This window comes from Caloranaerobacter ferrireducens, from assembly GCF_001730685.1.
GTDB classification, from domain to species: domain Bacteria; phylum Bacillota; class Clostridia; order Tissierellales; family Thermohalobacteraceae; genus Caloranaerobacter; species Caloranaerobacter ferrireducens.
The window spans coordinates 1-18,491 of record NZ_MDJR01000007.1 but is presented as its reverse complement, the minus strand read 5'-3'; the positions used below and the strand labels follow the sequence as shown (position 1 = coordinate 18,491).

The 18,491-nt window shown below is 33.8% G+C and carries 35 protein-coding genes; all 35 read right to left on the bottom strand.

Annotation, left to right across the window (positions count from 1 at the left end; all coding sequences use genetic code 11):
• Nucleotide 1: 1 nt before the first annotated feature.
• The gene (locus tag BFN48_RS09995) at nucleotides 2–799 is read right to left on the bottom strand and encodes an energy-coupling factor transporter transmembrane component T family protein (RefSeq protein ID WP_069650766.1); all 798 of its coding nucleotides are present in this window, start codon (nucleotides 797–799) and stop codon (nucleotides 2–4) included.
• Nucleotides 792–1,655, bottom strand: a complete 864-nt coding sequence (locus BFN48_RS09990) for an energy-coupling factor transporter ATPase (RefSeq protein WP_069650765.1) — start codon at nucleotides 1,653–1,655, stop codon at nucleotides 792–794. The genes BFN48_RS09995 and BFN48_RS09990 overlap by 8 nt, the downstream gene beginning before the upstream one ends.
• On the bottom strand, nucleotides 1,652–2,482 hold the full coding sequence (locus tag BFN48_RS09985) for an energy-coupling factor transporter ATPase (protein ID WP_069650764.1): 831 nt from the start codon (nucleotides 2,480–2,482) through the stop codon (nucleotides 1,652–1,654). The genes BFN48_RS09990 and BFN48_RS09985 overlap by 4 nt, the downstream gene beginning before the upstream one ends.
• Before the next feature lie 74 nt (nucleotides 2,483–2,556).
• Nucleotides 2,557–2,898 (bottom strand): 50S ribosomal protein L17, encoded by a 342-nt coding sequence (gene rplQ, locus BFN48_RS09980; RefSeq protein ID WP_069650763.1) that lies wholly within the window; start codon nucleotides 2,896–2,898, stop codon nucleotides 2,557–2,559.
• A 20-nt stretch (nucleotides 2,899–2,918) separates the two neighbouring features.
• On the bottom strand, nucleotides 2,919–3,866 hold the full coding sequence (locus BFN48_RS09975) for a DNA-directed RNA polymerase subunit alpha (protein ID WP_069650762.1): 948 nt from the start codon (nucleotides 3,864–3,866) through the stop codon (nucleotides 2,919–2,921).
• Nucleotides 3,867–3,930: 64 nt separating this feature from the next.
• On the bottom strand, nucleotides 3,931–4,554 hold the full coding sequence (rpsD, locus tag BFN48_RS09970) for a 30S ribosomal protein S4 (RefSeq protein WP_069650761.1): 624 nt from the start codon (nucleotides 4,552–4,554) through the stop codon (nucleotides 3,931–3,933).
• A gap of 26 nt (nucleotides 4,555–4,580) precedes the next feature.
• Complete coding sequence (gene rpsK / locus BFN48_RS09965; protein WP_069650760.1) at nucleotides 4,581–4,979, bottom strand: 30S ribosomal protein S11; 399 nt, start codon at nucleotides 4,977–4,979, stop codon at nucleotides 4,581–4,583.
• Nucleotides 4,980–5,000: 21 nt separating this feature from the next.
• Nucleotides 5,001–5,372 carry a 30S ribosomal protein S13 gene (gene rpsM / locus BFN48_RS09960; RefSeq protein WP_069650759.1) on the bottom strand — a complete coding sequence of 124 codons (372 nt, stop codon included), beginning with the start codon at nucleotides 5,370–5,372 and terminating at the stop codon, nucleotides 5,001–5,003.
• A 145-nt stretch (nucleotides 5,373–5,517) separates the two neighbouring features.
• Complete coding sequence (gene rpmJ, locus BFN48_RS09955; RefSeq protein ID WP_008516283.1) at nucleotides 5,518–5,631, bottom strand: 50S ribosomal protein L36; 114 nt, start codon at nucleotides 5,629–5,631, stop codon at nucleotides 5,518–5,520.
• A 15-nt stretch (nucleotides 5,632–5,646) separates the two neighbouring features.
• Complete coding sequence (infA, locus tag BFN48_RS09950) at nucleotides 5,647–5,865, bottom strand: translation initiation factor IF-1 (RefSeq protein ID WP_035162257.1); 219 nt, start codon at nucleotides 5,863–5,865, stop codon at nucleotides 5,647–5,649.
• A 29-nt stretch (nucleotides 5,866–5,894) separates the two neighbouring features.
• On the bottom strand, nucleotides 5,895–6,176 hold the full coding sequence (locus BFN48_RS09945; RefSeq protein ID WP_069650758.1) for a KOW domain-containing RNA-binding protein: 282 nt from the start codon (nucleotides 6,174–6,176) through the stop codon (nucleotides 5,895–5,897).
• Nucleotides 6,177–6,195: 19 nt separating this feature from the next.
• Nucleotides 6,196–6,942, bottom strand: a complete 747-nt coding sequence (gene map, locus BFN48_RS09940) for a type I methionyl aminopeptidase (RefSeq protein WP_069650757.1) — start codon at nucleotides 6,940–6,942, stop codon at nucleotides 6,196–6,198.
• Nucleotides 6,942–7,592, bottom strand: a complete 651-nt coding sequence (locus BFN48_RS09935) for an adenylate kinase (protein ID WP_069650756.1) — start codon at nucleotides 7,590–7,592, stop codon at nucleotides 6,942–6,944. Before BFN48_RS09935 ends, map begins: the two co-directional genes overlap by 1 nt.
• Before the next feature lie 31 nt (nucleotides 7,593–7,623).
• On the bottom strand, nucleotides 7,624–8,898 hold the full coding sequence (secY, locus tag BFN48_RS09930; RefSeq protein WP_069650755.1) for a preprotein translocase subunit SecY: 1,275 nt from the start codon (nucleotides 8,896–8,898) through the stop codon (nucleotides 7,624–7,626).
• Between the two features lies 1 nt (nucleotide 8,899).
• Entirely contained in the window at nucleotides 8,900–9,340 is a 441-nt protein-coding gene (rplO, locus tag BFN48_RS09925; protein ID WP_069650754.1) for a 50S ribosomal protein L15, read from the bottom strand.
• A 20-nt stretch (nucleotides 9,341–9,360) separates the two neighbouring features.
• Nucleotides 9,361–9,537, bottom strand: a complete 177-nt coding sequence (gene rpmD / locus BFN48_RS09920) for a 50S ribosomal protein L30 (protein WP_069650753.1) — start codon at nucleotides 9,535–9,537, stop codon at nucleotides 9,361–9,363.
• A gap of 13 nt (nucleotides 9,538–9,550) precedes the next feature.
• Entirely contained in the window at nucleotides 9,551–10,057 is a 507-nt protein-coding gene (rpsE, locus tag BFN48_RS09915) for a 30S ribosomal protein S5 (RefSeq protein WP_035162241.1), read from the bottom strand.
• A gap of 17 nt (nucleotides 10,058–10,074) precedes the next feature.
• Entirely contained in the window at nucleotides 10,075–10,443 is a 369-nt protein-coding gene (rplR, locus tag BFN48_RS09910) for a 50S ribosomal protein L18 (RefSeq protein WP_069650752.1), read from the bottom strand.
• Nucleotides 10,444–10,463: 20 nt separating this feature from the next.
• Nucleotides 10,464–11,003 (bottom strand): 50S ribosomal protein L6, encoded by a 540-nt coding sequence (rplF, locus tag BFN48_RS09905; protein ID WP_069650751.1) that lies wholly within the window; start codon nucleotides 11,001–11,003, stop codon nucleotides 10,464–10,466.
• Between the two features lie 32 nt (nucleotides 11,004–11,035).
• Complete coding sequence (gene rpsH, locus BFN48_RS09900; protein ID WP_054871452.1) at nucleotides 11,036–11,434, bottom strand: 30S ribosomal protein S8; 399 nt, start codon at nucleotides 11,432–11,434, stop codon at nucleotides 11,036–11,038.
• Between the two features lie 31 nt (nucleotides 11,435–11,465).
• The gene (locus BFN48_RS09895; RefSeq protein WP_069650750.1) at nucleotides 11,466–11,651 is read right to left on the bottom strand and encodes a type Z 30S ribosomal protein S14; all 186 of its coding nucleotides are present in this window, start codon (nucleotides 11,649–11,651) and stop codon (nucleotides 11,466–11,468) included.
• 15 nt (nucleotides 11,652–11,666) lie between these two features.
• Nucleotides 11,667–12,209: a 50S ribosomal protein L5 gene (gene rplE / locus BFN48_RS09890; RefSeq protein ID WP_069650749.1), complete on the bottom strand. Its 543-nt coding sequence runs from the start codon at nucleotides 12,207–12,209 to the stop codon at nucleotides 11,667–11,669.
• A 28-nt stretch (nucleotides 12,210–12,237) separates the two neighbouring features.
• Nucleotides 12,238–12,549, bottom strand: a complete 312-nt coding sequence (gene rplX, locus BFN48_RS09885) for a 50S ribosomal protein L24 (RefSeq protein WP_035162225.1) — start codon at nucleotides 12,547–12,549, stop codon at nucleotides 12,238–12,240.
• 15 nt (nucleotides 12,550–12,564) lie between these two features.
• On the bottom strand, nucleotides 12,565–12,933 hold the full coding sequence (gene rplN, locus BFN48_RS09880) for a 50S ribosomal protein L14 (RefSeq protein ID WP_054871449.1): 369 nt from the start codon (nucleotides 12,931–12,933) through the stop codon (nucleotides 12,565–12,567).
• Between the two features lie 28 nt (nucleotides 12,934–12,961).
• The gene (gene rpsQ / locus BFN48_RS09875) at nucleotides 12,962–13,216 is read right to left on the bottom strand and encodes a 30S ribosomal protein S17 (protein ID WP_069650748.1); all 255 of its coding nucleotides are present in this window, start codon (nucleotides 13,214–13,216) and stop codon (nucleotides 12,962–12,964) included.
• Nucleotides 13,217–13,243: 27 nt separating this feature from the next.
• Complete coding sequence (gene rpmC, locus BFN48_RS09870; protein WP_035162220.1) at nucleotides 13,244–13,447, bottom strand: 50S ribosomal protein L29; 204 nt, start codon at nucleotides 13,445–13,447, stop codon at nucleotides 13,244–13,246.
• Nucleotides 13,437–13,880 (bottom strand): 50S ribosomal protein L16, encoded by a 444-nt coding sequence (rplP, locus tag BFN48_RS09865; RefSeq protein ID WP_035162218.1) that lies wholly within the window; start codon nucleotides 13,878–13,880, stop codon nucleotides 13,437–13,439. The genes rpmC and rplP overlap by 11 nt, the downstream gene beginning before the upstream one ends.
• A gap of 30 nt (nucleotides 13,881–13,910) precedes the next feature.
• Nucleotides 13,911–14,579 (bottom strand): 30S ribosomal protein S3, encoded by a 669-nt coding sequence (gene rpsC, locus BFN48_RS09860; protein ID WP_069650747.1) that lies wholly within the window; start codon nucleotides 14,577–14,579, stop codon nucleotides 13,911–13,913.
• A gap of 16 nt (nucleotides 14,580–14,595) precedes the next feature.
• Nucleotides 14,596–14,931 (bottom strand): 50S ribosomal protein L22, encoded by a 336-nt coding sequence (gene rplV, locus BFN48_RS09855; RefSeq protein ID WP_069650746.1) that lies wholly within the window; start codon nucleotides 14,929–14,931, stop codon nucleotides 14,596–14,598.
• 29 nt (nucleotides 14,932–14,960) lie between these two features.
• On the bottom strand, nucleotides 14,961–15,242 hold the full coding sequence (rpsS, locus tag BFN48_RS09850; RefSeq protein WP_069650745.1) for a 30S ribosomal protein S19: 282 nt from the start codon (nucleotides 15,240–15,242) through the stop codon (nucleotides 14,961–14,963).
• A 65-nt stretch (nucleotides 15,243–15,307) separates the two neighbouring features.
• The gene (rplB, locus tag BFN48_RS09845) at nucleotides 15,308–16,138 is read right to left on the bottom strand and encodes a 50S ribosomal protein L2 (protein ID WP_069650744.1); all 831 of its coding nucleotides are present in this window, start codon (nucleotides 16,136–16,138) and stop codon (nucleotides 15,308–15,310) included.
• A 31-nt stretch (nucleotides 16,139–16,169) separates the two neighbouring features.
• Nucleotides 16,170–16,463 (bottom strand): 50S ribosomal protein L23, encoded by a 294-nt coding sequence (rplW, locus tag BFN48_RS09840; RefSeq protein WP_069650743.1) that lies wholly within the window; start codon nucleotides 16,461–16,463, stop codon nucleotides 16,170–16,172.
• A complete protein-coding gene (gene rplD / locus BFN48_RS09835) occupies nucleotides 16,463–17,086 on the bottom strand; it encodes a 50S ribosomal protein L4 (RefSeq protein ID WP_069650742.1) in 624 nt (207 codons plus the stop codon). The genes rplW and rplD overlap by 1 nt, the downstream gene beginning before the upstream one ends.
• Before the next feature lie 33 nt (nucleotides 17,087–17,119).
• Nucleotides 17,120–17,746, bottom strand: coding sequence for a 50S ribosomal protein L3 (gene rplC, locus BFN48_RS09830; protein ID WP_069650741.1), 627 nt, complete (start codon nucleotides 17,744–17,746; stop codon nucleotides 17,120–17,122).
• Nucleotides 17,747–17,804: 58 nt separating this feature from the next.
• A complete protein-coding gene (gene rpsJ / locus BFN48_RS09825; protein ID WP_035162201.1) occupies nucleotides 17,805–18,131 on the bottom strand; it encodes a 30S ribosomal protein S10 in 327 nt (108 codons plus the stop codon).
• Nucleotides 18,132–18,491: the final 360 nt, after the last annotated feature.

The window sequence follows — 18,491 nt, the reverse complement described above, 5'->3', positions numbered from 1 at the left end:
CCTACAAATATCTATACAATACTATTATTACAAACAAAGCAATCATTATACCTAATGCTATGAAGTCTCTTTCCTTTAATACTAACTGTTTCATTCGTGTTCTGTTTTCTCCACCTCTATAACATCTTGCTTCCATAGCCATAGCTAATTCATCTGCTCTTCTAAAGGCACTCACAAATAATGGAACTAATAATGGAACTAAGCTCTTAGCCCTATTCAAAATGTTCCCACTTTCAAAATCTGCTCCTCTAGCCATCTGAGCCTTCATAATTTTATCTGCTTCTTCAAGTAAAGTAGGAATAAATCTTAATGCTATCGTCATCATCATTGCTAATTCATGAGCTGGAACTCCTATTCTTCTAAATGGATTCAATAATTTTTCTATGCCGTCAGTTAGTGATATTGGAGATGTTGTTAATGTAAGTAATGATGTACCTACTATTAAAAAGATTAATCTAAGTGCCATAAATAACGCCTTATTTAAACCTTCTATTGTTACGTCTAAAGGGCCTATTTCAAAAATTACTTGTCCTTTAGTCATAAATAGGTTCAATACAAATGTAATTAAAATAATAGGAAGTAAAGGTTTTAAACCCTTCAATATGTATTTTATTGGAATTTTAGATATTAAAATAGCCATTAAAATAAAACCTAATATAAATAAATATGGTAAAAACTTATCTATAAAAAACAATGCCATAATAAACAAAAATGTTATTATTATCTTTACCCTAGGGTCTAACTTATGAACAACTGTATTTCCAGGATAGTATTGACCTATAGTAATATCTCTAATCATAATTATTTCCCCTTATAGCTTTCAGAATTTCTTCTTTAGCCTCATCTACTGTTATTACATCATCTCTAATACTCACCCATTTTTTCTTTAGAGCTTTCATGAAGTATGTTATTTGAGGTATTCCTAACCCCAATTTCTCAAGCTCATTAGCTTTACTAAAAATTTCCCTAGGTGTTCCAGTCATCACTATTTTACCTTTATACATAACTATCAACCTATTAACCAATTTAGCTATATCTTCCATGCTATGTGAAACAAGTATTATTGTAATCTTATATTTTTCATGTAATTTTTTAATTTGCCCTAGTATTTCATCTCTACCTCTTGGATCTAATCCAGCTGTCGGTTCATCTAGTATTAGAATCTCTGGCTTCATAGCAAGTATTCCCGCTATAGCAACCCTTCTTTTCTGACCTCCACTTAACTCAAACGGAGACCTATCTTTTAAGGCTTCATAATCTAGTCCGACCATTTCCATTGATTCTTTAACTCTTTTCTCTATCTCATCTTCGGATAAACCTAAATTCTTAGGTCCAAAAGCTATATCCTTTGCTACTGTTTCTTCAAAAAGCTGATATTCAGCATATTGAAATACTAGTCCTACCTTCTGCCTAACCTCTCTTAAGCTTACATCTTTAGATGTTATATCCAAATCATTAATAAAGATTTTACCAGATGTAGGCTTTAAAAGACCATTAAGATGTTGAATTAAGGTAGATTTACCAGAACCCGTATGTCCAATTAAACCTACAAACTCTCCTTTAGCAATTTCTAAATTTATGTTATCTAAAGCTTTTGTCTCAAATGGGCTTTTTGGATTATAAATATGAGTTAGATTTTTTATAACAATAGTCATAGTACACTCACCAATTCCTCAACTGTTAGTATATCTGCAGGTATATCAATACCTTCTTTTCTTAGTTTATATGCCAATTCAGTTACTTGTGGCACATCTAATCCCATGCTTTTTAATTTTTCTACTTGACTGAATATTTCCTTAGGAGTACCCTCCATTATAATCTGTCCTTCTTCCATGATAATTATCCTGTCTGCTAAAACAGCTTCATCCATATAATGTGTTATGTGTATAATAGTCTTCTTTTCATTTTTATTAAGTCTTTTTATTGTGCTCATAACTTCTTTTCTGCCAGATGGATCAAGCATAGCTGTTGGTTCGTCTAGAATTATACACTCAGGTTTCATAGCTAAAACTCCTGCTATAGCTATTCTTTGCTTTTGTCCACCTGAAAGCAGGTGTGGTGCGTACTCTTTATATTCTAACATTTCAACTGCAGCCAAAGCCTCGTCTACTCTTTTTCTTATTTCAATCGGTTCTATACCTTGATTTTCAGGTCCAAACGCTACATCTTCTTCTACTATGGTTGCAACAATTTGGTTATCTGGATTTTGAAATACCATTCCAGCAGTCTGTCTAATATCCCAAATTCTCTTCATATCAGTCGTATCTATCCCATTTACATAAACCTTACCTTCAGATGGTAGTAAAAGTGCATTCATTAGTTTAGCAAGAGTAGACTTACCTGAACCGTTATGTCCTAAAATTACAAGAAATTCACCTTTATATATTTCCAAATTAATATTCTTTACTGCTGCTATACGCTCTTCTTCATTATTAGTGTACTCATATGTTACATTATCCATTTTAACCATTACTTCTTTCATATCTATCCCCACTCATATGAAAACTTAAGAAAATAGGGACTAAGTTAAGCTAACAACTTAATCCCCTACACTATCTATACTAATTCTATTATTACCATTTCTGAACCGTCGCCTCTACGAGGTCCAATTTTTAATATTCTTGTATAACCACCATTTCTTTCTGCATATTTAGGTGCAATTTCATCAAATAATGTTTTAACAACAGTCTCATCATATACAAATGCTAAAACTTGACGTCTAGCATGTAAATCTCCTCTTTTTGCAAGAGTTATCATTTTTTCAGCTAATTTTCTAGTTTCTTTTGCTCTAGCTTCTGTTGTTTCAATTCTTCCATTTTTTAATAAGCTAGTTACTAAGTTTCTTAACATTGCTTTTCTGTGGTCAGTTCTGCGACCTAGTTTTCTTAATTTTGCCATCCCTCTTCCCTCCTTACTTCTTAGTCATCACTCTTCTTTAGGCTCAATCCGAGTTCTGCTAATTTGCGTTGAACTTCTTCAAGGGATTTTTTACCAAGATTTCTAACCTTCATCATGTCTTCTTCTGTTTTCTTAGTTAATTCATCCACTGTGTTAATACCCGCTCTTTTTAAGCAGTTATATGATCTAACTGACAAATCTAATTCTTCTATTGTCATCTCTAGTACTTTTTCTTTCTTGTCTTCTTCTTTTTCAACCATAATCTCAACATCATTTACATGGTCAGTCAATGTAATGAACAGATTTAAATGCTCACTCATAATCTTAGCACCTAATGAAGTAGCTTCATCTGGCTTAATACTACCATCTGTCCAAACTTCTAAGATTAACTTATCATAATCAGTAATTTGACCAACCCTTGTATTTTCAACTTTAAAGTTTACTTTTTTAACAGGAGTAAAAATTGAATCTATAGGTATTACTCCTATTGTATGATTCTCTTTTTTATTTTTCTCTGCTGGAACATATCCGCGCCCTTTAGCCATTTCAAGTTCCATATAAAGCTTTCCATCTTCATCAAGCGTAGCTATGTGTAAGTCCTTGTTTAAGATCTCAACCTCAGGCCCTGTAATAATATCTCCAGCTGTTACTTCTCCTTGTCCTTCTGCTTCTATTCTTAATGTTACTGGCTCATTAGTATGCATTATAGCTGTTAAACTTTTTAAGTTTAATATTATCTCAGTAACATCTTCAACTACTCCAGGAATGGTGGAAAATTCATGTAATACTCCTTGAATCTTTATTGAGGTAACAGCAGCACCTGGTAAAGATGAAAGTAATATTCTTCTAAGTGAATTACCTAAAGTAGTTCCGTAACCTCTTTCTAAAGGTTCTACAACAAACTTACCATAGGTATTGTCTTCGCTCATCTCAACAATCTCAATTTTTGGCTTTTCTATTTCAATCATTTACTAATAACCCTCCCTATAAGCTTTTTTGTGATACTGAGGGCAACTGATTCTAATTTATCTATTACTTAGAATATAACTCAACGATTAAGTGTTCTTCGATTGGTAATTCTATATCTTCTCTTGAAGGCTCAGCGATAACTTTACCTTCCATTTTTTCTGCTGTAAATTGTAACCATTTTGGTACTCTTCCTTGATGGTTTTCAATTAATTCTTTAAACTTAACTGATGATCTGCTCTTTTCTTTTACTGCAATAACATCTCCTACAGAAACTAGATATGAAGGAATATCTACTTTTTTACCATTAACAGTAAAGTGTCCATGAGTAACTAATTGTCTAGCTTCTGCTCTAGTTGAAGCTAATCCTAATCTAAATACGACATTGTCTAATCTCATTTCTAATACTTTTAATAGGTTTTCACCTGTGATACCCTTCATTTTGTCTGCCATTCCGAAGTATTTTCTCATTTGCTTTTCTGATATTCCATAATATCTACGAACTTTTTGCTTTTCTCTTAACTGGATACCATAGTTTGATAACTTTCTTCTAGACTTACCATGTTGTCCTGGAGCATAGTTTCTTCTAGCAATTGCACACTTATCTGTATAGCATCTATCTCCCTTTAAGTAAAGTTTAAGTCCTTCTCTACGACAAAGTCTACAAACTGGACCTGTATATCTTGCCATTCTCTACACCTCCTGTATCTATATAATTATACTCTTCTACGTTTAGGTGGTCTACAACCGTTGTGTGGAATTGGAGTAACGTCTTTTATTAGGCTAACTTCTAGCCCAGCAGCTTGTAATGATCTTATTGCTGCTTCTCTACCTGCTCCTGGCCCTTTAACATATACTTCTACAGTTTTTAATCCGTGTTCCATAGCCTTTTTAGCAGCAGTTTCAGCAGCCATTTGAGCAGCAAATGGAGTTGATTTTCTTGAACCTTTAAATCCAAGCTGACCTGCGCTAGCCCAAGCAATAGTATTACCTTGAGTATCAGTTAAAGTAACTATTGTATTATTGAATGTTGATTTAATATGAGCCTGACCTCTTTCGATGTTCTTTCTATCTCTTCTTTTAACGCGAGCTCTTCTATTCTTCTTAGCTACCACTTACAGTCCCTCCTTTATCTATTACTTTTTGCGCTTCTTACCTACTGTTTTTCTAGGACCTTTTCTAGTTCTTGCGTTAGTCTTTGTACGCTGACCTCTTACAGGTAAACCTCTTCTATGTCTGATACCTCTGTAGCAGTTAATGTCTTTTAATCTCTTGATATTTAAAGCTATTTCTCTTCTTAAGTCACCTTCTACTATATACTCGTTATCTATAATATGTCTTAATTTGCTTACTTCCTCTTCAGTTAAATCCTTAACCCTTGTATCTGGATTAATACCAGCTTTAGCTAATATTTCATTTGATCTTGATCTTCCGATACCGAATATATAAGTTAATCCTATTTCTACTCTCTTATCTCTTGGCAAGTCAACACCAGCAATTCTGGCCATTAATCTCTACACCTCCTAATACTGTGAATCAATTAGTTTTATCTGTATACAACTCTTTATTTCTTAGCAGCCGCGATATTCATTAACCCAAATAAATATTATACTAAAAAGTATAATAAATAGCTAGTATATTGTGTCTATAATATTAACCTTGTTTTTGTTTATGCTTAGGATTTTCGCAAATAACCATTACTTTACCTTTTCTTTTAATAATTTTACATTTTTCACAAATTGGTTTAACTGATGGCCTTACTTTCACAGCAATCCCTCCTTGCTACTTTTTACGCCATGTAATTCTACCTCTAGTTAAATCATACGGAGATAATTCAACTGTTACTTTATCACCTGGAAGAATTCTTATAAAATTCATTCTCAGTTTGCCTGATATATGAGCTAACAATTCGTGTCCATTATCAAGCCTTACTTTAAACATCGCATTTGGTAGAGCCTCTACAACAGTACCCTCTACCTCAATAACATCTTTTTTGGACATTAGGCAACCTAACCTCCTATTCAAGGAAATTATATCTCTTCATTGAAAGGTTTAAGAGATTTTCTAACATAAGCGTTATTAAATTTCTCTCCCTTTTCAATCTTTTCTCTTATGTTTTTTAATACAGTCTTATAGACAATTAAGTGTTTTATTTTTTTCTTCTTTGGTTTATCAAGTCTTCTTAAGTCACCATCTACTATCGATACATATTTATCATCTAAAATATCAATAACAACAAAAACTCTTCCCTTATCTCGACCAGCTTTTGATCTAACAACTTGACCTATTTGAATATCACTAGTAGTCTCCATAAAATTCACCTCTTATTTGTTATAAAGCAGTCAATATTTCAGGCTCACCATCTGTAATGGCTATGGTGTGTTCGTAGTGAGATGACAGTTTTCCATCAAACGTAACTACCGTCCAATTATCGCTAAGAATTCGAACATGATATGTTCCTGCATTCACCATTGGTTCAATAGCTAAAACCATACCTTCTTTTAATCTTGGTCCTTTGCCTGGTGGGCCAAAGTTAGGTATTTGTGGGTCTTCATGCATTTTTTGTCCGATACCATGCCCAACAAAATCTCTTACAACTGAAAAACCATTACTCTCTACATATTTTTGAATTGCATGGGATATATCTGAAAGTCTATATCCTACTTTTGCATATTTTATACCTTCATAAAAAGATTCTTCAGTTACTTTAATAAGTCTAAGAGCTTCCTTTGATACATTTCCTACTGGATGTGTCTTAGCACTGTCACCATAATAACCATCTACAATCACACCAATGTCTATACTTATAATATCGCCATCTTTTAGCCTTTTTAATCCAGGTATACCATGAACAACCTCTTCATTGACTGACGTACAAATAGAAGCTGGATAACCGTTATATCCTTTAAAAGCTGGTCTACCATTGTTTTTCAGTATGAAATCTTCAGCAATTCTATCTAACTCTTTCGTTGTAATGCCAGGCTTGATAAATTGTTGGAGAAAGGCGTGAGTCTCAGCAACAAGCCTACCCGCCCTTCTCATCTTTTCAATTTCTCTTTTAGATTTTATTATAATCATTATTTACCGCTCCCTAAAGCCTTTACGATATCTTCAAATACCTTATCAATGCTCTGCATTCCATCGATATTTGCAAGTATACCTTTATCTTTATAATAATCAATTAGGGGCTTAGTCTGCTCGAGATATACTTCTATTCTTTTGGTTACTGTTTCTACTGTATCATCTTTTCTCTGATATAGTTGCCCTCCACATACATCACAGATCCCCTCTTGTTTGGGAGGATTAAACTTGATGTGGAATGTAGCTCCACATTCTTTGCAGATTCTTCTTCCTACTGCTCTTTCTATAAGTGCTTCTTTATCAACTTCAATATTTATTACTTTGTCTAATTGCATATTTAAGTTCTTTAATTCAGCCTCAAGTGCATCTGCTTGAGCTACTGTTCTAGGAAATCCATCTAACAAAAATCCATCCTTACAATCACTTTCAGTTAGTCTGTCTTTTACAATAGCTACAACTATATCATCAGGAACTAAAAGTCCCTTATCCATATATTCTTTTGCCTTCTTACCTAATTCAGTGCCCTCTTTTATATTTTTTCTAAAGATATCTCCTGTTGATATATGTGGAATATTATATTTTTTTACAATCCCTGAAGCTTGGGTACCTTTACCAGCTCCAGGGGGTCCTAATAATATCAATCTCAAAACAATCATCTCCTTGTGGAGTAATCCAAAGCTACTTTAAGAATCCTTTATAGTGTCTCATTAACATTTGAGCTTCTATCTGCTTCATAGTTTCAAGAGCAACACCAACTACTATCAAAAGTGCAGTACCACCAAATCTAATATTAAGATTTGTAGTAGATAAGATAATAGTTGGAAGTGAAGCTATTATAGCAAGTGTTAATGCTCCTACTAATGTAATTCTTGAAATAACTTTGTTTAAATATTCTGCTGTTGGTTTACCTGGTCTTATTCCAGGAATAAAACCACCATATTGTTTTAAGTTGTTTGCATATTCATAAGGATTAAATTGAACCGCTGTATAGAAATATGTGAAGAAAATTATCAATAAAGCGTTCAATGTTGAATAAATTATAACACCAGGGTTGCCGTTTAATGATAAATACTTGTTAACCCACTCAGCAAATCCTCCTTTAAAGAAGAACGCTAAAGTTTGAGGAAATGCTAATAATGAAGTTGAGAAGATTACAGGAATTACACCTGCCATTAAAACTTTTAATGGTATATGAGTACTTTGACCACCATACATTTTTCTTCCTACTACTCTTTTAGCATATTGAACAGGTATTCTTCTCTGACCTTCTTGTATTGCAACAACCCCTGCAATTATTAACACTGAAAGTATTAAGAATACTAATATCTCAATAACATTTGTTTCCCCAACTTTAAGAAGATTAATCATCTTTGCTAATCCACCAGGTACTCTTGAAATAATACCTGTAAATATAATGAGCGAAATACCATTACCTATACCTTTATCTGTAATTTGCTCACCTAACCACATTAGGAAAGCTGTACCTGCAGTTAATGTAATTACTACAACTGATACTGAAAGAAAATCTTTATTTATTAAAGCTCTATTAAAGAAACCTACACTGTAACCTATTGCCTGTATTAATGCTAGCACTACTGTACCATATCTTGTATATTTAGCAAGTTTCTTTCTTCCTTCTTCCCCTTCTCTTGCTAAAGCTTCAAGGCTAGGAATAGCAATTGTAAGTAATTGAATAATTATTGAAGCTGTAATGTAAGGATAAATGTTTAGTGCAAATATTGTAAAGTTTTTAAAAGCACCACCAGCCATCAAGTTCATAAAATCTAGAAGCCCACCAGCTTCACCTTTAAACATTTCAGCTATTACTTGCTTATCTATTCCTGGTACTGGAATATTAGCCCCCAATCTAAATATAACTAGCATTAATAAGGTAAATAACATTCTCTTTCTTAAATCAGGAATTTTCCACGCATTCCTAAGAGTAGTTAGCATATTAGATCACCTCTACCTTTCCCCCAACTCCCTCAATTTTTTCAATAGCAGATTTACTAAATTTATGAGCTTTTACAGTTAATTTTTTATTTAATTCACCATCACCAAGTATCTTAACTCCATCCATTACTTTCTTGATTATACCTGTTTCAAGAAGTAATTCTGGAGTTACTTCTGTATTATCTTCAAATCTATTTAATGTTTCTATGTTAACTATTGCATATTCTTTTGCAAATCTATTAGTAAAACCTCTCTTTGGAAGTCTTCTATATAATGGCATTTGTCCGCCTTCAAATCCTGGTCTTACTCCGCCACCTGAACGTGACTTTTGACCTTTTTGACCTCTACCAGCAGTTTTTCCTTGTCCAGTAGCAGTACCTCTACCTAATCTCTTACGAGCCTTTGTACTTCCTTCATTTGGTCTAAGTTCATGTAACTTCACTCTAAACACCTCCTCTTTAACTAGTCAATTACTTCAACCATGTGGCTTACTTTTTGTATCATACCTCTAATTTGAGGAGTATCTTCCTTCTCTATTATTTGACCAACTTTTTTGAAACCTAAAGCTTCAATTGTTCTTTTTTGCTTTTCAGTTTTACCTATTTTACTTTTTATTAGTTTGATCTTTATTTTTGCCAAGGTGTATACCCCCTTACCCTAATAACTCTTCTACTGATTTTCCTCTTAATCTTGCTACTTCTTCAGCTGTTTTTAGCTGCTTTAGTGCTTCTATTGTAGCATTAACCATATTTCTAGGGTTGTTTGATCCTAATGACTTAGTTCTTATATCTCTGATACCAGCTAACTCTAATACTGCACGTACAGGACCTCCTGCAATAACTCCTGTACCTTCCGCAGCTGGCTTTAATAGAACTCTAGCAGCACCGAATTCTCCTATTATTTCATGTGGAACAGTAGTTCCAACAATAGGAACTTTAATTAAGTGCTTTTTAGCATCTTGTATAGCTTTTCTTATTGCATCAGGTATTTCTAATGCTTTAGCCATACCTACTCCAACATGACCATTTTCGTCTCCAACAACAACTAATGCACTAAATCTGAAGTTTCTACCACCCTTAACAACTTTTGTAACACGATTTATGTTAACAACTTTTTCTTTTAAATCTAATTCGCTAGCATCAATACGTCCGCGTTGCATTAATTCCCCTCCTTTAACTAAAACTTAAGTCCTGCTTCTCTTGCACCTTCAGCAAGTTCTTTAACTCTTCCGTGATATAAAAATCCACCTCTATCGAATACAACAGTTTCAATACCCTTTTCTAAAGCTCTTTGAGCTACTAATTTACCAACTAATCTAGCTGCTTCTTTATTTCCTGTATATTTAACATTTTCTTTAATTTCTTTATCTAGAGTTGAAGCAGCAACTAAAGTTTTTCCTGCTACATCATCTATTATTTGTGCATATATATGCTTAGCGCTTCTAAATACGTTTAATCTTGGTCTTTCAGGAGTTCCATGTACTTTGTTTCTTACTCTAAAATGCCTTTTCTTTCTGTTTTCGTTCCTACGTACTTTCTTAAACACTCTTAATCACTCCTTTCCTGCTATTTACCAGTCTTACCTTCTTTACGTCTAATAACTTCGCCTTCATATCTAATACCTTTACCTTTATAAGGCTCTGGTTTTCTTAAATCTCTTATTACCGCAGCATAGTTACCAACTTTTTGTTTGTCTATACCTTTAACAATTATTTTATTGTTAGCAGGTACTTCTATTTCAATACCTTCAGGAGCTTCCATTTCTACTGGATGTGAGAAACCAAGAGTTAATACAAGCTTGTTACCTTGTTTTTGCGCTCTATATCCAACACCTACGATTTCTAATGTCTTAGAATAACCCTTAGTCACACCTTCAATCATGTTAGCTATTAAAGTTCTTGTTAATCCGTGTAGTGACTTATGCTTTTTATTTTCAGTAGGTCTTACTACTGTTATTTCATTATTTTCTATGTTTATTTTCATGTCTCTATGAAGTTGCTGTTCTAATTGTCCTTTTGGTCCTTTAACAACCATATAATTATTGTCGCTTAGTTTTACTTCAACGCCAGCAGGAATCGCTATTGGTTTTAACCCTATTCTAGACATGACTACACCTCCTGTTCTCTGGTTTAAAAACTTTACCAAACGTAGCAGATAACCTCTCCGCCTACGCCTTCTTTCCTTGCTGCTTTGTCAGTCATTATTCCTTTTGATGTTGAAAGAATAGCTATACCAAGTCCACCTAATACTCTTGGTATTTCATCTCTCTTAGCATATACTCTTAATCCTGGTTTTGAAATTCTCTTTAATCCTGTAATTACTCTTTCATTATTCTTTCCGTATTTAAGCTGTATTCTTATAATACCCTGCTTGTTATCATCTATAATATCATATCCCTTAATGAAACCTTCATTTAACAAGATTTCAGCTATTGCTTTCTTCATATTAGAAGCTGGGATGTCAACAGTTTCATGTTTTGCATTATTACTATTTCTGATTCTTGTAAGCATATCTGCAATTGGATCAGTCATTACCATTAGGGTTTACCTCCTTCCATATTAGCTAACTTTACCAGCTTGCCTTTTTAACTCCTGGTATTTGCCCTTTATATGCTAATTCTCTAAAGCAAATACGGCATATTCCAAACTTTCTTAGATAAGCATGTGGTCTACCACATATTTTACATCTATTATAATGTCTTGTGCTGAACTTTGGTTTTCTTTTCTGTTTAGCAATTAATGATTTTTTTGCCACTTAACTCCCTCCTTCTTACTTTTTAAAGGGCATACCCATTAGTTCAAGTAATGCTTTAGCTTCTTCATCTGTCTTAGCAGTTGTTACTACAGTTATATCTAAACCTCTTACACGGTCAATTTTATCATAGTCAATTTCAGGGAAAATAAGCTGTTCCCTAATACCAAGTGAGTAGTTTCCTCTTCCGTCAAATGATGTACTTGATACACCTCTAAAGTCCCTTACTCTTGGAAGAGCAATGTTCATGAATTTATCTAAGAAATCATACATTCTTTCTCCTCTTAATGTAACTCTTGCACCTACTGGCATACCAGCACGTATTTTAAAGTTTGATATTGCTTTCTTTGCTCTAGTAACAACAGCTTTTTGTCCTGCTATTAAAGTTAATTCTTCAACAGCAGCTTCTAGTGACTTAGGATTATCTTTTGCGTCACCAATTCCCATGTTTAGTACAACTTTTTCTATCTTTGGTACTTCCATAATGTTTTTATATTTAAACTTCTCCATTAAAGCTGGAACTACTTCGTTTACATACTTCTCTCTTAAACGTGATGTCATTTGGTGTACCTCCTTTCAGCAGTAAGAACTAATCTAAAACTTCACCGCATTTTTTGCAAACTCTTACTTTTTCACCGTTTTCTAACACTTTATATCCAACTCTAACACCTTTTTTATCTTTTTCACAGTATAACATTACATTTGATACATGGATTGGTCCTTCTTGGTGTATAATTCCTCCTTGCGGAGATTTTTGACTAGGCTTTGTATGCTTAGTTTGCATATTTACGCCTTCTACAATAACTCTATTACGCTTAGGCATTGCTGTTAGCACTTTACCTTTTTTTCCTTTATCTTTACCTGAGATTACTACTACTGTATCTCCTTTTTTTACATGCATTACCTACACCTCCTCTTATAATACCTCAGGTGCTAGTGATATTATTTTCATAAAGTTACCTTCTCTTAATTCTCTTGTTACAGGTCCGAAAATACGTGTACCTACAGGTGATTTATCATCCTTGATTATAACAGCTGCATTTTCTTCGAATCTTATATAGCTACCATCTGGTCTTCTAACACCTTTATTAGTTCTTACAACAACAGCTTTAACAACGTCTCCTTTTTTAACAACACCGCCAGGTGTTGCACTCTTAACAGAACATACTATTATATCTCCGATATTAGCATATCTTCTTCTAGTTCCGCCTAAAACTTTTATACATAATAATTCTTTTGCTCCTGAATTGTCAGCAACTTTTAGACGTGATTCTGCTTGAATCATGAGATAACCTCCTTTCAAATCCTTAGGATTACTTAGCTTTTTCTACTATTCTAACCAATCTCCATCTCTTATCCTTACTTAAAGGTCTTGTTTCCATGATTTCTACAATATCACCAATTCCGCATTCATTGTTTTCATCATGAGCTTTAAACTTTGTAGTTCTTTTCATTTGCTTTCCATATAATGGATGTGATACAAATGTTTCAACTGCAACTACAATAGTTTTATCCATTTTGTCACTTACTACACGACCTATTCTAACTTTTCTATTTCCTCTACTCACGTTAAATAGTCCTCCTTTCTGGAACTACTATGCGTTCATCTTATTTAATTCTCTTTCTCTTAAAATAGTCTTAACTCTTGCAATGTCTTTTCTAACTGCTTTTATTCTCATTGGATTATCCAATTGTCCTGTCGCTAATTGAAATCTAAGATTGAATAATTCTGACTTAAGATCAGTTAATTTAGTATTCAATTCCTGAGTTGTTAATTCACGCAATTCTTTAGCTTTCATTAGCTTCACCACCTTCTTGAGCTGCCTCTTCACGAGTTATAAATTTACATTTTATTGGCAATTTATGTGATGCTAATCTCATAGCTTCTCTTGCTACATCTTCAGGCACTCCTGCCATTTCAAATAATATTCTGCCAGGCTTTACAACAGCTACCCAATATTCTGGTGAACCTTTACCAGAACCCATACGAGTTTCAGCTGGCTTTTGAGTTATTGGCTTATCTGGGAATATTTTGATCCAGATTTTACCGCCCCTCTTAACGTGTCTAGTCATAGCTCTTCTGGCAGCCTCTATTTGATTTGAAGTAATCCAAGCTGGTTCTAAAGCTTGTAATGCAAATTCACCGTAAGCTATTTTATTACCACGAGTTGCTTTACCCTTCATTCTACCTCTGTGTACTCTACGATGTTTTACTTTCTTAGGCATTAACATATTTTTTTCCTCCTTCCTAAGGGATTAAAACTACATTTCTTTTTTCTCTTCCTTTTTGTCAGCTTTTTTAGTTGGAAGTACATCTCCTTTGTATATCCATACTTTAACGCCTATTTTACCATAAGTAGTATCTGCTTCAGCAAAACCGTAGCTTATATCCGCTCTTAAAGTTTGTAAAGGTATATTTCCTTCGCTGTATCCTTCTGTTCTAGCCATGTCTGCTCCACCTAATCTTCCTGATACAGCAGTTTTGATACCTTTAGCGCCCGCTCTCATACTTCTTTGAATAGCTTGCTTCATAGCTCTTCTGAAAGATACCCTTCTTTCAATTTGAGCTGCTATATTTTCTGCTACTAATTGAGCATCTAATTCAGGTACTTTAACTTCTTCAACGTTTACTATAACTTTTTTCTTAGTTAATTTCTCTAATTGTCTTCTTAACTCTTCTACTCCTTGACCACCTTTACCAATAACCATTCCTGGTTTAGCAGTATTTATAGTTACTCTTACTCTATTAGCCGCTCTTTCAATCTCTATTTTTGAAATACCAGCTATATATAATTTTTGTTTTAAAAATTTACGTATATTATAATCTTCTACTAGAAAATCCGCAAATTCTTTCTTTCCAGCATACCATCTAGAGTCCCAATCCTTTATAATACCAACTCTAAGTCCATGTGGATTTACTTTCTGACCCATTTCAGTCCCTCCTTATCTATTCTCTTTCCTTAAGCACTACTCCTATATGACTAGTTCTCTTTAGAATCGGATATGCTCTACCTTGTGCTCTCGGTCTCCATCTTTTTAATGTAGGACCTTGATTTGCATAAACCTCAGCTACATAAAGATTGTCTCTATCCATATCAAAGTTGTTTTCAGCATTAGCAAGGGCTGACTTAACAACTTTTTCTAATAATCTAGCTGATTTTTTAGGAGTAAACTTTAAAATAGCAAGAGCTTCATTAACATTTTTGCCCCTTATTAAATTTGCTACTATCTGAACTTTCCTGGGTGAAATACGAACATATTTAGCGATAGCTCTAGCTTCCACCTGAATTCCCTCCTTTATCTATCTATTATCTATCTAACTTTAGTTGTTTTTTCTGTATCTGCATGACCTCTATAAGTTCTTGTTGGAGCAAATTCTCCTAATTTGTGACCAACCATATCTTCAGTTATATAAACTGGCACATGCTTTCTACCATCATGAACAGCTAAAGTGTGACCAACCATTTGTGGGAAAATAGTTGAACGACGTGACCAAGTTTTTATAACTTTCTTTTCATTCTTTTTGTTCATTTCTTCTATCTTCTTTAATAACTTAGGATCACAATAAGGACCCTTTTTTAGTGATCTACCCATCTATGATCCTCCTTTCAAAGCCACATTATTTTTAACCGACGCATCTTAGTTTATATAAAACTACATTATTTCTTTCTTCTTCTAACAATAAATTTATCTGATGGTTTATTCTTCTTACGAGTTTTGTATCCAAGAGTTGGTTTACCCCATGGAGTAACAGGTGTCGGTCTACCGATTGGTGCTCTACCTTCACCACCACCATGTGGGTGATCGTTAGGATTCATAACACTACCTCTAACTGTAGGTCTTATACCCATATGTCTCTTTCTACCAGCTTTACCTATAGTGATATTTTCATGATCTATGTTTCCAACTTGACCTATTGTTGCTCTACACTCTAATCTTATCATTCTTACTTCCCCAGAAGGAAGTTTAACTAAAGCGTAGTCACCTTCTTTAGCCATAAGTTGTGCTGAGTTACCAGCTGATCTAACTAATTGTGCACCTTTGCCAGGCTTTAATTCTATGTTGTGAATTGTAGTACCAACTGGTATATTTCTTAAAGGTAATGCATTACCTATTTTAATATCAACATTTTCTCCTGATTCAATAATATCTCCAACTTTTAATTTGTATGGAGCTATAATATATCTTTTTTCACCATCTGCGTAATTAATAAGTGCTATATTTGCAGTTCTGTTTGGATCGTATTCTATAGCAGCAACTTTTCCTGGAATTCCATCTTTATTTCTTTTAAAATCTATAATTCTATATTTTCTCTTAGCTCCGCCACCTCTATGACGAACTGTTATTCTACCATGAGCATTTCTTCCAGCTTTTTTGTTTAAAGATACTGTTAATGATTTTTCCGGCTCTTTTTTTGTAATCTCTTCAAAAGTGGAAACAGTCATCTGTCTTCTAGCTGGTGAAGTAGGCTTAAAACTCTTTATACCCATTTCCGTTCCCTCCTTCTAACTAATTCTACCGCTAAATCATACCTTCGAAGAACTCTATACCTTTACTATCTGAAGTTAAAGTAACAATAGCCTTCTTCCAATTTGGTCTTCTACCTACATGGATACCCATTCTTTTTACTTTACCTTTCATATTCATTGTGTTAACTTTTTTAACTTTAACTCCAAATATTTGTTCAATTGCGTTTTTGATTTCAGTTTTATTAGCCCTTTTATCTACTACAAAGGTGTATTTTCCTTCTGACATATCATTCATACTTTGCTCTGTAATAATAGGTTTTATTATAATATCGTGTGGGCTACGCATTATGCATACACCTCCTCCACTTTTCGAACCGCATCCTTAGTTATTATGAAAGAATCGCAGTTTAATATATCGTAAACATTTAATGTATTTACAAGTGTAGTTGATACACCTTGTATGTTTCTTGCTGATTTTACTACATTTTCATCTTTTTCGCTCATTACTATAAGAGCTTTTTTATTTGAATTTAAGTTGTTTAAGATTGATACCATATCTTTAGTTTTAGGTCTATCCATTTTTAGTTCATCTAATACTATTATTTCTCCATTTACTACTTTTGAGCTTAATGCTGATTTCATAGCAAGTCTCTTGATTTTCTTTGGTAATTTGTAACTGTAATCTCTTGGTTTTGGCGCAAATACAACTCCGCCACCTTTCCAGATAGGTGATCTTATACTTCCATGGCGTGCTCTACCTGTTCCTTTTTGTCTCCAAGGCTTTCTTCCGCCACCTCTCACCTCTGATCTAGTTTTAGCTGATTGAGTACCTTGTCTTCTATTAGCAAGATGATTCTTTACAGCTTCATATAATACGTGTTCATTAATTTCAACACCAAATACGCTATCACTTAACTCTATATCACCAATTTGTTGTCCAGATACATTATATAAAGCTACCTTTGGCATTTTATGTCCTCCCTTCTATAAAAAGTAACTTTCTTAAGCTTTAACACTCTGTTTTATTGTTAATAATCCACCTTTAGGTCCTGGAACTGCTCCTTTTATAAGGATTAAGTTCTTCTCTGCATCTACTTTAACAACTTCAAGATTTTGAACTGTCACTCTTTCATGTCCCATATGTCCTGGAAGTTTCTTAGTCTTAAATACTCTTGATGGGAATGAAGATGCACCTAGTGAACCTACAGCTCTATGATATTTTGAACCGTGGCTCTCTGGTCCTCTTGATTGATTATGTCTTTTGATAACACCTTGGAATCCCTTACCTTTTGAAATTCCTGTTACATCTACTTTGTCTCCTGCACTGAAAACATCTGCTTTAATTTCTTGTCCTACTTCATATTCGTCTGCATTTTCAACTCTAAACTCTCTTAAATATCTCTTGTATTCTACTCCTGCTTTATCAAAATGTCCTTTAAGTGGTTTGTTAACTTTCTTTTCTTTTATATCACTGAAACCAACTTGTATTGCGTTGTATCCATCTTTCTCAACAGTCTTTTTTTGTACAACCTTAACTGGTCCAGCTTCAATTACTGTTACAGGTATAACTAATCCGTCCTCTGTGAAAACTTGAGTCATACCAATCTTTCTTCCTAATATAGCTTTCATATCTACACCTCCTATAATCTTACAGCGGATTACACATAACGTGCAATCATGCTAAGAATTATAATTTAATTTCAATGTCAACGCCTGCAGGCAAGTTAAGTCTCATTAACGCATCTACAGTCTTTGGTGAAGGGTTTGTAATATCAATTAATCTCTTGTGAGTTCTTTGTTCGAACTGTTCTCTTGAATCCTTATACTTGTGAACTGCTCTTAAGATTGTTATAACTTGTCTTTCTGTTGGTAGAGGCACAGGACCTGATACTGTTGCTCCTGTTCTCTTAGCTGTTTCTACAATCTTACGAGCTGATGAGTCAAGAATCTCATGATCATATGCTTTAAGTCTGATTCTTATTTTTTGTTTTCCCTTACCATTGTTTTTTGACATAAAATTCCCTCCTTCTATCGCATGTTATATTTTACACATGCGACGTGGAATCACCTATACACTTAACCGGGTGTTTTGTATATTTTTTTTATCAACCGGTCCAGTGACAAGGTAATACCAGTCGCCCGATTTTAAATCGGACATTCTCGGCAAAAATTCCCTTAAAAATTAAGCAACCTTTTGCCTCATCGCATGTCAATTGCACACTATATCATTTTATATTAATTTCAAAGAAAACTCAAGCCCTAATTAAGATTTTTTTTGGATTTTCACATATTTTTTTAGATATTAAAAGAAGGGTCGCCCCTTCTTTTAATATCTTCTATTTATTATTCAATAATTTCAGTAACAACACCTGCT